Below are 13664 nucleotides of genomic sequence, written 5' to 3' on the forward strand. Positions count from 1 at the left end.
GCCTTTCTGCTTGTCTGCAGGAAGGCTTTTATTTTTGGCCTGACAAGCGGATACTAAACGGCAGCGACATGATCAGCGAGAATAGCAGAGGTGAACAAAATGATTGAATTAAAAGATGTCAATAAGCGATATGGCCAAAAAGACGGTTTACTGGCCGTCGATGGAGTCACGCTTTCTATTGGGGACGGCGCCATATTTGGCATCATTGGATATAGTGGAGCGGGTAAGAGTACGCTCATCCGTTTATTGAATGGCTTGGAAAAGCCGACGTCCGGGACCATTACGATTGCAGGTCGTGAAATCTCCTCCGTTTCTGCAAAGGAACTTCGGAAAGTCCGCCAGAAAGTAAGCATGATCTTTCAGCATTTCAACTTACTCTGGTCTCGGACAGTGAAAGGAAATATCGCATTCCCTTTGGAAATTGCCGGTGTGCCAAAAGCGGAACGAGATCGCAAAGTGGAGGAACTCATCGACCTTGTTGGTCTTCGCGGAAGGGAAAATGCTTATCCATCGGAACTTTCCGGCGGGCAGAAGCAGCGGGTCGGCATTGCACGGGCGCTTGCGAATGAACCGGAAGTACTCCTTTGTGATGAAGCGACATCCGCACTGGATCCGGAAACGACTGATCAGATTTTAGATTTATTGACCGACATCAATCAGCGTCTTGGATTGACGATCGTCATGATCACACATGAAATGCATGTCATCCGGAAAATTTGCCATCAGGTTGCCGTCATGGAAGCCGGCCGTGTTGTCGAAATCGGCAATGTGTTGGATGTGTTCCAGCAACCGAAAGCTGCTATCACCAAGCGGTTTGTTTCCCAAGTGACCGAGCCGGCTGGTACGGAGCAAGCTCTGGCTCACGTTCGCCAGGAAGTGCCGGACGGAACACTTGTCAAGCTGGTGTTCATCGGTGAGCGTACAGAACAGCCGGTTCTTTCCAGCCTGATTCGTTCTTTCCAAGTGGATGTGAACATCGTGCAAGGGAATATAACCCATACACAAGGCGGGGCATATGGAACATTGATTCTGCAAATTCTTGGCAATGAAACGACCGTCCAAGAGGCGATTCAATACTTGCACAACGAAGGCGTTCAGGCGGAGGTGATCGTCCATGATTGAAAAATTCTTTCCGAATGTTGATTGGGAACTAATGTGGGAAGCGACGAAAGAGACGATCTATATGACGGCCGCTTCGACTTTCTATACATTCATCTTTGGTCTGATCCTTGGGATTGTGTTGTTCTTGACGAGTCCCGGGCAGCTATGGGCAAATCGCACCTTGAACTTTATCACGGGTACTTTCGTCAATGTGTTCCGGTCCATTCCGTTCTTGATTTTGATCATTTTATTGATACCATTCACGAAATTGATTATGGAATCCATGCGAGGACCGCAGGCAGCATTGCCGGCGCTCGTTATCGGCTCCGCTCCGTTTTACGCGCGGATGGTACTGATTGGCTTGCAGGAGATCAATAAAGGCGTCATTGAGGCAGCTCGCTCGATGGGCGCCAAAACGAGCACAATCATCTTTAAAGTACTCATCCCAGAATCATTGCCGGCACTTATTTCAGGGATTACTGTCACAGCGATCGCTTTGGTCGGCTATACAGCAATGGCCGGCGTTATCGGAGCTGGCGGTTTAGGGAATCTGGCGTATCTAGATGGTTTCCAACGAAACCGGGGAGATGTGACGCTGGCAGCGACGATTCTCATCTTGATCATCGTCTTTATCATCCAATTTATCGGCGATTTGGCAGTGAAAAAAATCGACAAACGCTAAGTAAGGAACTGCAAGCTTCGGCTTGTTGACATAAAGCAACTAAAAGGAGAGAAACTACATGAAAAAGATCATTTCGGCATTATTGCTCGCAACGCTTGTCTTGGCATTAGCAGCTTGCGGCACAAAAGATAAAGACAGCAATAACGCGTCTTCTGGAGAAGGATCACAAGAAAAAACGAAAATTGTAGTCGGCGCTTCGAATACACCTCACGCGGTCATCCTGAAAAAAGCAAAGCCATTGCTTGAAGAAAAAGGATATGAGTTAGAGATTGAAACGTACCAAGATTATGTCCTTCCGAATAAAGATTTGGATGCAGGCGACTTGGATGCGAACTACTTCCAGCACATTCCGTACATGGAAGGTCAAATCGCTGACTTCGGCTATGATTTCGTCAATGCTGGGTCAATCCATATCGAACCAATCGGCGTTTATTCAAAGAAATATAAGTCACTGGATGAGCTTCCAGAAGGTGCGACAATCTTGATCAGCAACTCGGTTGCAGACCATGGCCGTGTACTTGCGATGCTTGAAGAAAAAGGACTTATTACACTCGCTGAAGGCGTGGATAAAGTAAAAGCGGAATTGGGCGACATCGTCGACAATCCGAAAAACCTGAAGTTTGATGCAAACTATGAACCGGCTCTAATGCCGCAGCTTTATAATAACGACGAAGGCGATGCGTTATTGATCAACTCCAACTATGCGATTGATGCTGGTTTGAATCCACTTGAGGATGCGATTGCTCTTGAGAGCGAAGACTCCCCATATGTAAACATCATTACCGTCAATAAAGGCGATGAGAATAACGAAGCAATCAAAGCGTTAGTCGAAGTTTTAAAGTCAAAAGAAATCCAAGACTTCATCCTTGAAGAGTGGAAAGGCTCTGTAGTGCCTGTTAAGTAATCAAATGAAACTGACCTCTTTCCGTCATGGAAAGGGGTTTTTTTTGATAAATAATTATGAAAACTCCCTGTACTGTTCCACTGCTTCCAATAGTATGGTAGAGTTAAATGGTTGGAAATACAGTTGTACATCTAGGGAGGACATGGGATGAGAATTAAACTAGGACTTATTTGGCGCATCATTATCGCCATCGGACTCGCTATCTTATTAGGATGGTCACTGCCTTTGCTTCATGAAGGGTTTGCAAAAGGCTTCGGCAGGACGTTTGCCACGTTCAATATGATCTTCGGCGGCTTCTTGAACTTCGTCGTACCTTTAATCATTGTGGCTTTCATTGCTCCGGGTATTGCAAAGCTCGGAAAGGGTTCCGGAAAATTGCTCGGCTTGGCAACGGCTTTCGCCTATATTTCGACGATAGTCGCCGGCGTGCTCGCATTCTTTGCCGCAACGACGATTTTGCCAAACTTTATTAAAACAGGTCAAAAGCAGATCGAAGGAACGCATCATGTGCTGGAGCCGTTTTTTGAATTGGAATTGACTCCGCTGATGGGTGTCATGACTGCTTTATTGCTTGCTTTCATTCTCGGTATCGGAATGGCATCCATCAACAGCAAGTCGATGCTCGCATTTTTTGATGAATTTAACTTGTTAATCGAGAAAGTCATCTCGTATATCATCATTCCATTGCTACCGATCCATATCTTTGGGATATTCCTTAATATGACTTACACGGGCGAGGTAGCGAAAGTTCTCTCTGTCTTCGCAATGGTTTTTGTCATGATCATCACGCTTCATTTAATCATGCTGACTCTGCAGTACACAGTGGCGGGAACATTGAATGGTAAAAATCCGTTCATGCTCATGAAAACGATGGCACCAGCTTACATGACGGCAATCGGTACACAGTCATCAGCCGCTACCATACCCGTTACATTGCGTCAGGCGAAAAAGACGGGGGCTTCTGATAAGGTGACTGATTTCACCATTCCGCTATTTGCGACAATCCATCTGTCAGGAAGTACAATCACACTCGTGTCATGTTCCATTGGCGTTCTTCTAATGAACGGCATGCCAATTGAATTCGGCAGTTACTTTCCTTTCATTCTCATGCTTGGTGTCACAATGATTGCGGCACCGGGTGTGCCTGGAGGAGCAGTCATGGCAGCTGTCGGTTTACTTGGAACCATGCTTCATTTTGACGAATCGATGATTGCGCTCATGATCGCATTATATATGGCGCAAGACAGCTTTGGTACAGCTACGAACGTAACAGGGGACGGAGCGCTAGCGATGATTGTCGATCGTTTCACTCCGAAGGAAAAAGCGTAAAACAACTGAAATTCGCAATTAATCATCCCGGTTTTATCTTCCGGGATGATTTTTTTCGTCTTGTATTCTCAATCAACAGAGGATAATTGAAAATATCATGTTAGTGGAAAGTCAATAATTTTCTGCGGACAAAGAGGGCAATCGGCAATTACTTTATAATGATTCTCAATGATTTGCAACGTAGCTGGGAATGCGATAAGATTAGAATGATACTAAAATGAGAATGGATAAACCGTTCATCTTGATCATACTGGAGGTAGTGGAATGGCAACTTTGGAAATTAAAGACCTTCATGTCGAAATTGAAGGCAAGGAAATATTGAAAGGTGTCAATTTGACAATTAATACAGGCGAGATCCATGCGATTATGGGTCCGAATGGTACAGGTAAATCTACGCTGTCATCAGCGATTATGGGCCACCCTAAATATGAAGTAACATCCGGAACAGTAACATTGGACGGAGAAGATGTCCTTGAAATGGAAGTGGACGAGCGGGCTAAAGCAGGTCTTTTCCTTGCCATGCAATATCCAAGTGAAATTTCCGGCGTAACAAATGCTGACTTCTTGCGCTCTGCAGTGAATGCGCGCCGTGAAGAAGGCGATGAGATTTCATTGATGAAATTCATCCGTGAACTAGACAACAAAATGGATCTCCTTGAAATGGATCAAGATATGGCAACACGTTATTTAAACGAAGGATTCTCTGGTGGAGAAAAGAAGCGTAACGAAATTCTTCAATTGATGATGCTTCAGCCGAAATTCGCAATCCTTGACGAAATCGACTCCGGTCTAGATATCGATGCTTTGAAGATCGTGTCGAAAGGAATCAACGAAATGCGCGGAGAAGGATTTGGCTGCATGATTATCACGCACTACCAACGCCTTCTAAATTACATCACTCCAGACTTCGTCCATGTCATGATGCAAGGTAAAGTCGTTAAATCAGGTGGAGCAGAACTTGCGAAGAAGCTTGAAGAGAACGGTTATGACTGGATTAAAGAAGAACTTGGAATTGAAGACGAGACTGTTGGACAAGAAGCATAAGAAAGGGGACGATTCAAAATGACGGTTGAAACAACAATGGCATTGACCGAACAGGACGTCCGCTCTTTTTCCGCAAAAATGAATGAAGCCGACTGGATGGCTGAATTCCGTGCGCATGCACTGGCGAAAGTGGAACAGCTTCCGATGCCAACACCAGATAAAACAAAGATTGATAAATGGAATTTCACAAGTTTTCCGGTCCACGCGGTGGAATCCGGCACATATGCATCTTTAGCAGAACTGCCTGAAGAAGTAAAAGGGCTTGTGAACGTCGAAGAACAAAAGAACATCTATGTGCAGCACAACAATACGCCTGCATACCTCTCGCTTTCTGAAGAGCTGAAAGCACAAGGCGTCATTTTGACGGACATTTTCACTGCCAGCCGTGAGCATTCTGAACTTATTCAAAAATACTTGATGACGGACGGCGTGAAAGTGGATGAACACCGCTTGACTGCGCTTCATGCAGCTTTGATGAATGGCGGAGTGTTTGTCTACGTTCCAAAGAACGTGGTCGTTGAAGAACCGATCCAAGTTGTTTATTTACATGACGATGCGCAAGCATCCCTATTTAACCATACATTAATCGTCGCAGATGCGAACAGTTCAGTCACATATGTCGAAAACTACCAATCCACAGTTGCGGAAGCGCAAGGTTTGGCAAATATCGTTGCAGAAGTATTCACTGGCGACAATGCAAAAGTGGAATACGGTGCAGTGGATGTATTGGCTAAAGGATTCACAACCTATGTAAACCGCCGCGGAGTCGCAGGCCCAGGCAGCCGCATCGAATGGGCGCTTGGTCTGATGAATGACAGCGACACTGTTTCGGAAAACATTACACACCTCGTAGGAAATGGCTCTTCCAGCGACTTGAAGACAGTAGTCGTCGGCCGTGGCAATCAAAAGCAGAACTTCACTTCTGAAATTGTGCACTGGGGAATGGATACACAAGGCTTCATCCTTAAGCATGGCGTCATGAAAGAAGAAGCATCGTCCATCTTTAATGGAATTGGCCGTATCGCAAAAGGCGCGACAAGATCGGATGCAGTTCAGGAGTCCCGTGTCCTCATGCTGAGCGAGAAGGCTCGCGGAGATGCGAACCCGATCCTTTTGATTGACGAAGATGATGTAACAGCAGGACACGCCGCTTCTGTTGGCCGTGTTGATCCGCTGCAGCTTTTCTATTTGATGAGCCGTGGAATTTCGAAACAAGAAGCAGAACGCCTCGTCATCCATGGTTTCCTAGCACCTGTCGTAAATAGCTTGCCAATCGAAGGTGTCAAGAAGCAATTGACGGAGGTCATTGAAAGGAAAGTGCGCTAATGCTCAGTAAAGAGATCCGCAACCATTTCCCGATACTTGACCAGGAAATCAACGGGCATCCGCTCGTTTACTTAGATAGTGCTGCGACTTCCCAGAAGCCGCAGCAAGTCATTGATGCATTGACGAAGTATTATGCCGAGGATAATTCAAACGTCCACCGTGGTGTCCATTCCTTAGGGAACCGGGCAACCGAGGGCTATGAGAATGCCCGCGAAAAAGTGCGGGAATTCATCAATGCGAAATCGACCCAGGAAATCATTTTCATGCGCGGTGCGACGACTGCTTTAAATACTGTCGCCCAAAGCTATGGACGTGCCAATGTCGGTGAAGGCGATGAAATCGTGATTACGTACATGGAACACCATTCAAACATCATTCCATGGCAGCAGCTTGCGAAAGAAAAAGGTGCAGTGCTGAAGTATATCGATCTTGAGGAAGATGGAACGCTATCGCTTGATAAAGTGCGTGAGACCGTGACGGACCGGACGAAAATCGTATCCGTCATGTATGTGTCGAATGTCCTTGGGACGATGAATCCAATTAAGGAAATCGCAGAAATTGCACATGCTAATGGTGCTGTCATGGTAGTGGACGGCGCGCAAGCCGCTCCACACCTGAAGCTCGATGTGCAGAAGCTCGATTGCGATTTCTTGGCTTTCTCCGGCCATAAAATGTGCGGACCTACTGGAATCGGCGTCCTTTACGGCAAAAAGGAATTGTTGAACCAAATGGATCCAATCGAATTTGGCGGCGAAATGATCGACTTTGTCGGTTTGTATGATTCCACATGGAAAGAGCTTCCGTGGAAATTCGAAGGCGGCACGCCGATTATCGCTGGTGCGATCGGTTTAGGCGCTGCGATCGATTTCCTCAGGGAAGTTGGATTGGATAAGATTGAACGCCATGAACATGAGCTGGCCGGTCTTGCGATGGAAAAGATGTCCGAAATCGAAGGCCTGCAAATTTACGGTCCAGTAGACCCGAAAAAACGTGCCGGCATCGTGACGTTCAATCTGGAAGGCGTCCATCCGCATGACTTGGCGACTGTACTTGACATGAACGGCATTGCAGTTCGTGCCGGCCATCATTGTGCCCAGCCGCTCATGAAATGGCTTGACGTTTCTGCCACGGCTCGCGCCAGCTTTTACTTATACAACACCGAAGACGATGTGGATCGGCTTGTAGAAGGGCTCCGCATGGCAAAGGAGTATTTCCAATAATGTCAATTAACAAATTAGACCAATTGTACCGGTCCGTTATAATGGACCATTACAAAAACCCAAGAAACAAAGGCGTATTATCCGACAACAATGTAACGATCGATATGAATAACCCGACTTGCGGCGACGTCATCCATTTGACACTTCAAGTGGAGGATGGCGTCGTGCAAGACGCGAAATTCGAAGGGGAAGGATGTTCCATTTCCATGGCATCCGCATCGATGATGACCCAATTGGTCAAAGGCAAAAAGACGGAAGACGCCGTGAAATATGCCCATCTATTCTCGGACATGATGCTTGGCAAGGATGTAGATGATTCCGTCGATTTAGGAGACATTGAAGCCTTATCGGGTGTCGCAAAATTTCCAGCCCGTATCAAATGCGCTACATTGGCGTGGAAGGCGCTGGAAAAAGGAGTCGGGAACGAATCCGAGGATTGATTATTCTACCTCGAATGAAGGGACCTGGCTACTGACAAATAAGAACGGAGGATTCAAATGGCGAAAAAAATGCCTGAAATCGGCGATTATAAATATGGTTTCCATGACAAAGACGTATCTGTTTTCCGTTCGGAACGTGGATTGACGAAAGAGATCGTTGAAGAAATTTCTCGAATGAAAGAAGAACCGCAATGGATGCTTGACTATCGGTTGAAATCCCTTGAAATCTTCTACAGCAAGCCAATGCCACAATGGGGTGGCGACTTGAATTCATTGAACTTCGATGAAATCACCTATTACGTAAAGCCATCCGAAGCGACAGAACGCTCATGGGATGAAGTACCGGAAGAAATCAAACGGACTTTTGACAAACTCGGTATTCCGGAAGCAGAACAAAAATACTTGGCTGGTGTATCCGCACAGTATGAATCTGAAGTGGTCTACCACAACATGAAAGAAGATCTCGAGGATATGGGGATCGTCTTCAAGGATACGGATTCCGCCCTTCGTGAAAACGAAGAGCTATTTAAAAAATACTGGGGCACTGTTATTCCGAACACGGATAACAAATTCTCTGCATTGAACTCTGCTGTCTGGTCCGGTGGTTCTTTCATTTACGTACCGCCTGGCGTGAAAGTGGAAACGCCATTGCAAGCCTACTTCCGTATTAACTCGGAAAACATGGGACAATTTGAGCGGACGTTGATCGTTGTCGACGAAGGCGCAAGCGTACATTATGTTGAAGGATGTACAGCACCTGTTTACACAACGAACTCCCTGCACAGTGCGGTTGTTGAGATCATCATCAAGAAAGACGCATACTGCCGTTATACAACGATTCAAAACTGGGCGAACAACGTCTACAACCTCGTTACGAAGCGTGCTGTTTGTGAAGCGAACGCAACGATGGAATGGATCGACGGCAACATCGGTTCGAAATTAACGATGAAATACCCGGCTTGTATCCTGAAAGGCGAAGGCGCACGTGGAATGACACTTTCCATCGCACTTGCCGGTAAAGGCCAACACCAAGATGCTGGAGCGAAAATGATGCACTTGGCGCCGAATACGTCATCTACAATCGTATCCAAGTCGATTTCCCAACACGGTGGTAAAGTAACCTACCGTGGTGTCGTACACTTCGGCCGTCGTGCAGAAGGCGCTCGTGCGAACATCGAATGTGATACGTTGATCATGGATAAGCTGTCTACATCCGACACAATTCCATACAACGAAATCCTAAACGACAATATTTCACTCGAGCATGAAGCGAAAGTTTCCAAAGTATCCGAAGAGCAGCTCTTCTACTTGATGAGCCGCGGTATTCCGGAACAAGAAGCGACTGAAATGATTGTCATGGGCTTCATCGAGCCATTCACAAAAGAATTGCCGATGGAATACGCAGTTGAAATGAACCGTTTGATCAAGTTCGAAATGGAAGGGTCTATCGGTTAAATATATATTGCCCTTGTCACATCTCGTTTGTGGCAAGGGTACTTTTTTGTAAACTTACATTCATTAACTACACTCCAAAATACAACTAGAATGACATATGCCGTAGGAGATTTATTAGGAGGACATATGAGAAAGTTTGTTTTTGCATTCAGTATTATTTGTCTGCTGCTAATGGCTGGCTGTGGAAATGACCAAACGAGCAGTAAAGCGGAAGGACATGAAGGGACTGCTGGAGGCAGCACTGAAGAGAATACAAATCAACAAGTTGAAATAAAAGATTTGGAAGTCGTCGAGTATGGGTATGAACGTGACGCAGATGGTTATTTACAAGTAGCCGGAGTCTTTAAGAACCCGAACAAAGAACATACAGCAAAATCAGCTCACATCAATTGGACGATTACGGACGAAAATGGGGTAGTCATTGCTGAACCTAGTACTGTAAGAACCATTCGTCCAGGTGAAACCGTAGTGATGAGTTTTCCCGCAATTCAACACCAAGACTTTGAGGAAATTAAAGTGGGATTGGAAGTGAAAGAGGAAAATTGGATTATTGAAGAGGCGCCTTTGGCCTCATCCTCTGATATTGCATTAACCGACCTTGTAGTGGAGAAAAATTTCTACGAAGCATATGTGGTCAATGGCTATATAGAAAATAAAAGCGAGTATGATATCTCGTCTGTTGATGTTGGAATGATATTTAAAAAGGACGGGAAAATTGTAGGTGGGGCATTCCGTGAAATCTATTCACCATTGAAAGCCGGGCAGGAATATGATTTTAACATGGCTTCCTCCATTGCATTCCCTGAAATGGATGACTACGAAATTTTTCTTTATAACATTGAAGTAAAATAGAAGACTTTATAACGAGCAGCCTGATAGTTAATGGGAAGCTCGTTTTTTTATGATTGTCAGGTAGAAGAGATATTTCAATAATTTAAAAAGGGTATTCCCATGCAAGCCTAGAATTCTCAAGGAATAAGGAGGATGAGAGAATGGATATAGCAAACAGTGCATGGTGGAATGGCAACGTTGTGGTTTGGCATTATGTGCAAGACTTGAAGCGGGCAATTGAATGGTACTCTGAGATTCTGGGGATACAGCCTGTGGATCAATTAGATGTAGCTTGTTTTTTTCGAATTAATGAAAACACAAAATTAGCACTAAGTAATCGTTACAAAGCCAATGAAGATAACGACCTGCCTGTCAGTTCCGTATTAGATCTGCAATGTGATGATGTTATTTCTGTACACCGGTTGTTGAAGAGCCAGGGGGTAAATGTAGAGGAACTTACAAATCCGCTGCATACCTATTCTGAATTTTATTTCGAAGATTTAGATAAGAATTTGATTAGAGTCCACGGATTTGTACAGAACAAAGAAGTATCTGAACTTCCATCCAACGATTGAAAGTAAAAGTGATACACCCCAGCAGGACGAGTAAAGTCTTACCTGTTGGGGTGTATTATTAATTCTATCAATTATTCTCTGTCAGGAAGATAAAACTCGTTTACCCGGTGATTATAGTCTCAGGCGGTGATAGAATCCGTTTACCTGGTGATAGAGCAGTCTCAGGCGGTGATACAACCATATTAACCGGTGATGGAACGGTTATAGGTGGTCTTCTTCATGATGTTGACGAATATATGAGGAGGTACTTTTAATGGTATATGTTTAACAACCTGATCCGGTATCTACAGTCCCGAAATCCTCATTCGCACGCTTACTTAACTTGAATCATACCGTCTTTCGTCTCGATAGAAAGCATATTGGTCCCTTCGCCGATTATTCCGGTCTTCTGATTATAACTTGGCAGTTCTACTTTAACTATTTCGCCACTCGTCAATACTTTTAGTGAGGACGGGGGTGTTTTATAGATAACCTGAATGTCGCCGGTTTTGCTTTTTAGTCTGACATCGGTTTGCTCTGTCGCTTCGGTCAATTTAATTTGTCCGTCGACTGACTTTGCCACAAGTGTTGTGCCCTTGCTCTCCCGAATGGTTACATTGCCGGAAGTTGTTGAAATGCTGCCATTTTCCATAACGCTGTTGTGAATCGTTACATTTCCATCTGTCGATTGCAAATCAGATACTGACGCAGTCATATTCTGGATGGTTACTCTGCCTGTCGTTGATTTCACTTGAATTGCATCTACAGCCAAGCCTTTTAAAATGGAATCTCCATCCTTATGGGAAATAGTAAGTGAAATCTCACGGGTCTTTGGAATTTGCATGATGATCTTTGGTTGAGAACCTATCGTGATATAATCATTCCACTGCTTCTCATTTTTCTCTTTTACTATTAGTTTAGTCTCGTCATGGTCAATCGATAGTTGCTCCTCATTTCCCTTTTTCCCTTCCAATAGCACATGGATCTTATCGTCAGGGGAACTCGCCATTTCAATTGTCATCATTTGGAGATCCGCTTCAATAGCAGGGACAGCTTCGTATGTCCCGATGGTAATTGTTTCGGTTGGTTGTTTAAAGAAGATGAAAATTCCTAAGCCGATAGCCAAGAGTAAAACGGCCATTATTAATTTTTTTATCATTACACTACGTCCTTTCGGTCAATATTGCGAATGGATAAATAAGCGATTCCTGCGCCTAGCAATGAGAATATCAGTGGTATTATAATTACATCACTAAGACTGAAAGAGGCACCACCATTGGAGACTGTGGAATTGATCAAAAATCCAATAATGACTGCTGATGTGATTGTCGCTGAGGTTGATTTCTTCCGCATGCCAAAATAGAGAGGGATTAATGCAATCGCTCCCATCATGATTGCATTCGTTACTGTTTTCGGGATTGTGGCGAGCATCTCTTGCATGGTAAATGTTCCTTCAAAAAGTCCGAGAGATGGTTGTAGGAAATAGGTGAGTACTTGCATGATCCAAGTACCCAGGAAAAGTCCAACGGTAGTTACCGTAAAAACAAGCAGCAGCTTGGACAGCATCAGTACCTTTCGCCGGATAGGATAAGTAAATAATACATTGATTGTCTTGGTGCGGAACTCAGAAATGATGACACGTGACAGAATGACGCCGCCGAGTATGATAAATGTTATGTTTGTCAGTAGCGTAACTAAGGTCAAAAATTCTTGGTAGGATGCCATCAAACCGTCTATATCGTGTTTCGAACTTAATGCTGCAAAAATAACGAACCCATAGATTCCCACTATACATGAAAAGAAGCTTAGAAAATAGCGGGACATCCGGTGTTTTCTCCATTCGAGTTTAAGTAATTGCCACATGTTTTTTCCCTCCATTAATCCGATTGACAAAGTACTCTTCCAACGTTTCATGGAATGTGACGACTTCTTCTACATCGACACCTTGGAAAATAAGACGTTTGGTCAATGTTGCAGTTGTTTCCTTTGTTTTTGTCACATGCACAGTTTTCTCATCAACGATTTTTGCTTGCGTGTGATCAAACCCTTCGAGCAAGCGTTTGGCTTCCTTCACATTGCTGACAACCATTTTAATTGTCGGCTGATTCCGCTGACGCAAGGCAGACATTGAAATTTCCTCAATTAACTTTCCATCATCGATGACGCCAATGGTATCTGCAATCGATTCAATTTCGGAGATGATATGGCTAGAAATAAGTATCGTCATTCCATATTGGCGCTTCAATAATACAAGCAGCTCTCTTACTTCTTTTATCCCGATTGGGTCCAGGCCATTAATTGGTTCATCTAAAATCAAGATTTTAGGTTTTGTTACAATGGCTCTAGCAATGGCAAGCCGCTGGCGCATTCCAAGCGAAAATTCCTTTACTTTCTTTCGGTCGATATTACGCAATCCCACTGTATCCAGCACGCTCACAATATGGCTGTCGTCCTGCTGGCCAATATACGTGCAATGTATCTGCAGGTTTTCATAGGCCGTTAAATCCTCATAAAAGATAGGATACTCAATGAGGCTGCCAATCTCTTTCAAATAATGATAGGACATGAGATTGACAGGATTTCCTTGAATGAATATGTCCCCGGATGACGGTTTGACCAGATTTAATAACATTTTCATAATCGTTGTTTTTCCTGCGCCATTGGGACCGAGGAATCCGTAAATTTCTCCTTCTTTTATTTTCATGGTGACGTGATCGATCACAAGATCGGTTGCAAACCGTTTTGTCAGTTGATGTGTTTGAATGATATAAGTCATAG

At 44.4% G+C, this 13664-nt stretch carries 14 protein-coding genes; 11 read left to right on the forward strand and 3 right to left on the reverse strand.

The window, feature by feature from the left end; all coding sequences use genetic code 11:
* Positions 1-99 precede the first annotated feature (99 nt).
* The 11 genes from L7D49_RS11560 to L7D49_RS11610 all read left to right on the forward strand — a co-directional run bounded on the left by L7D49_RS11560 (position 100) and on the right by L7D49_RS11610 (position 10907).
* Positions 100-1122, forward strand: coding sequence for a methionine ABC transporter ATP-binding protein (locus tag L7D49_RS11560; protein ID WP_238081000.1), 1023 nt, complete (start codon positions 100-102; stop codon positions 1120-1122).
* Complete coding sequence (locus L7D49_RS11565; RefSeq protein ID WP_238081001.1) at positions 1115-1783, forward strand: methionine ABC transporter permease; 669 nt, start codon at positions 1115-1117, stop codon at positions 1781-1783. Before L7D49_RS11560 ends, L7D49_RS11565 begins: the two co-directional genes overlap by 8 nt.
* 58 nt (positions 1784-1841) lie before the next feature.
* Entirely contained in the window at positions 1842-2687 is an 846-nt protein-coding gene (locus L7D49_RS11570) for a MetQ/NlpA family ABC transporter substrate-binding protein (RefSeq protein WP_238081002.1), read from the forward strand.
* Positions 2688-2834: 147 nt separating this feature from the next.
* The gene (locus L7D49_RS11575) at positions 2835-4016 is read left to right on the forward strand and encodes a dicarboxylate/amino acid:cation symporter (RefSeq protein WP_238081003.1); all 1182 of its coding nucleotides are present in this window, start codon (positions 2835-2837) and stop codon (positions 4014-4016) included.
* Positions 4017-4280: 264 nt separating this feature from the next.
* Positions 4281-5060, forward strand: coding sequence for a Fe-S cluster assembly ATPase SufC (gene sufC, locus L7D49_RS11580; RefSeq protein WP_238081004.1), 780 nt, complete (start codon positions 4281-4283; stop codon positions 5058-5060).
* A gap of 18 nt (positions 5061-5078) precedes the next feature.
* Positions 5079-6386, forward strand: a complete 1308-nt coding sequence (gene sufD / locus L7D49_RS11585) for a Fe-S cluster assembly protein SufD (RefSeq protein ID WP_238081005.1) — start codon at positions 5079-5081, stop codon at positions 6384-6386.
* A complete protein-coding gene (locus tag L7D49_RS11590) occupies positions 6386-7606 on the forward strand; it encodes a cysteine desulfurase (protein WP_238081006.1) in 1221 nt (406 codons plus the stop codon). The genes sufD and L7D49_RS11590 overlap by 1 nt, the downstream gene beginning before the upstream one ends.
* On the forward strand, positions 7606-8046 hold the full coding sequence (gene sufU, locus L7D49_RS11595) for a Fe-S cluster assembly sulfur transfer protein SufU (RefSeq protein WP_238081007.1): 441 nt from the start codon (positions 7606-7608) through the stop codon (positions 8044-8046). Before L7D49_RS11590 ends, sufU begins: the two co-directional genes overlap by 1 nt.
* A 57-nt stretch (positions 8047-8103) precedes the next feature.
* On the forward strand, positions 8104-9501 hold the full coding sequence (sufB, locus tag L7D49_RS11600; RefSeq protein WP_238081008.1) for a Fe-S cluster assembly protein SufB: 1398 nt from the start codon (positions 8104-8106) through the stop codon (positions 9499-9501).
* Between the two features lie 126 nt (positions 9502-9627).
* Positions 9628-10353, forward strand: a complete 726-nt coding sequence (locus L7D49_RS11605) for an FxLYD domain-containing protein (RefSeq protein WP_238081009.1) — start codon at positions 9628-9630, stop codon at positions 10351-10353.
* Between the two features lie 140 nt (positions 10354-10493).
* Positions 10494-10907 (forward strand): VOC family protein, encoded by a 414-nt coding sequence (locus tag L7D49_RS11610; protein ID WP_238081010.1) that lies wholly within the window; start codon positions 10494-10496, stop codon positions 10905-10907.
* A 313-nt stretch (positions 10908-11220) separates the two neighbouring features.
* Here L7D49_RS11610 and L7D49_RS11615 read toward each other — a convergent pair whose 3' ends face one another.
* Genes L7D49_RS11615 through L7D49_RS11625 form a run of 3 tightly spaced genes read right to left on the reverse strand, consistent with a single transcriptional unit; the run spans position 11221 to position 13662 of the window.
* Positions 11221-12045, reverse strand: coding sequence for a DUF4097 family beta strand repeat-containing protein (locus L7D49_RS11615; RefSeq protein WP_238081011.1), 825 nt, complete (start codon positions 12043-12045; stop codon positions 11221-11223).
* A complete protein-coding gene (locus tag L7D49_RS11620) occupies positions 12045-12749 on the reverse strand; it encodes an ABC transporter permease (protein ID WP_238081012.1) in 705 nt (234 codons plus the stop codon). The genes L7D49_RS11615 and L7D49_RS11620 overlap by 1 nt, the downstream gene beginning before the upstream one ends.
* Entirely contained in the window at positions 12733-13662 is a 930-nt protein-coding gene (locus L7D49_RS11625) for an ABC transporter ATP-binding protein (RefSeq protein WP_238081013.1), read from the reverse strand. The genes L7D49_RS11620 and L7D49_RS11625 overlap by 17 nt, the downstream gene beginning before the upstream one ends.
* Positions 13663-13664 lie beyond the last annotated feature (2 nt).

Source organism: Sporosarcina cyprini (assembly GCF_022048975.1).
GTDB lineage: Bacteria > Bacillota > Bacilli > Bacillales_A > Planococcaceae > Sporosarcina > Sporosarcina cyprini.

Excerpts from the sequence above, each read along its gene's own strand:
- sufU (WP_238081007.1), top strand. The coding sequence starts at position 7,606 with ATGTCAATTAACAAATTAGACCAATTGTACCGGTCCGTTATAATGGAC.
- sufC (WP_238081004.1), top strand. The coding sequence starts at position 4,281 with ATGGCAACTTTGGAAATTAAAGACCTTCATGTCGAAATTGAAGGCAAG.
- L7D49_RS11605 (WP_238081009.1), top strand. The coding sequence starts at position 9,628 with ATGAGAAAGTTTGTTTTTGCATTCAGTATTATTTGTCTGCTGCTAATG.
- sufB (WP_238081008.1), top strand. The coding sequence starts at position 8,104 with ATGGCGAAAAAAATGCCTGAAATCGGCGATTATAAATATGGTTTCCAT.
- L7D49_RS11625 (WP_238081013.1), bottom strand. The coding sequence starts at position 13,662 with ATGACTTATATCATTCAAACACATCAACTGACAAAACGGTTTGCAACC.
- L7D49_RS11610 (WP_238081010.1), top strand. The coding sequence starts at position 10,494 with ATGGATATAGCAAACAGTGCATGGTGGAATGGCAACGTTGTGGTTTGG.
- L7D49_RS11615 (WP_238081011.1), bottom strand. The coding sequence starts at position 12,045 with ATGATAAAAAAATTAATAATGGCCGTTTTACTCTTGGCTATCGGCTTA.
- sufD (WP_238081005.1), top strand. The coding sequence starts at position 5,079 with ATGACGGTTGAAACAACAATGGCATTGACCGAACAGGACGTCCGCTCT.
- L7D49_RS11575 (WP_238081003.1), top strand. The coding sequence starts at position 2,835 with ATGAGAATTAAACTAGGACTTATTTGGCGCATCATTATCGCCATCGGA.
- L7D49_RS11560 (WP_238081000.1), top strand. The coding sequence starts at position 100 with ATGATTGAATTAAAAGATGTCAATAAGCGATATGGCCAAAAAGACGGT.
- L7D49_RS11570 (WP_238081002.1), top strand. The coding sequence starts at position 1,842 with ATGAAAAAGATCATTTCGGCATTATTGCTCGCAACGCTTGTCTTGGCA.
- L7D49_RS11565 (WP_238081001.1), top strand. The coding sequence starts at position 1,115 with ATGATTGAAAAATTCTTTCCGAATGTTGATTGGGAACTAATGTGGGAA.
- L7D49_RS11590 (WP_238081006.1), top strand. The coding sequence starts at position 6,386 with ATGCTCAGTAAAGAGATCCGCAACCATTTCCCGATACTTGACCAGGAA.
- L7D49_RS11620 (WP_238081012.1), bottom strand. The coding sequence starts at position 12,749 with ATGTGGCAATTACTTAAACTCGAATGGAGAAAACACCGGATGTCCCGC.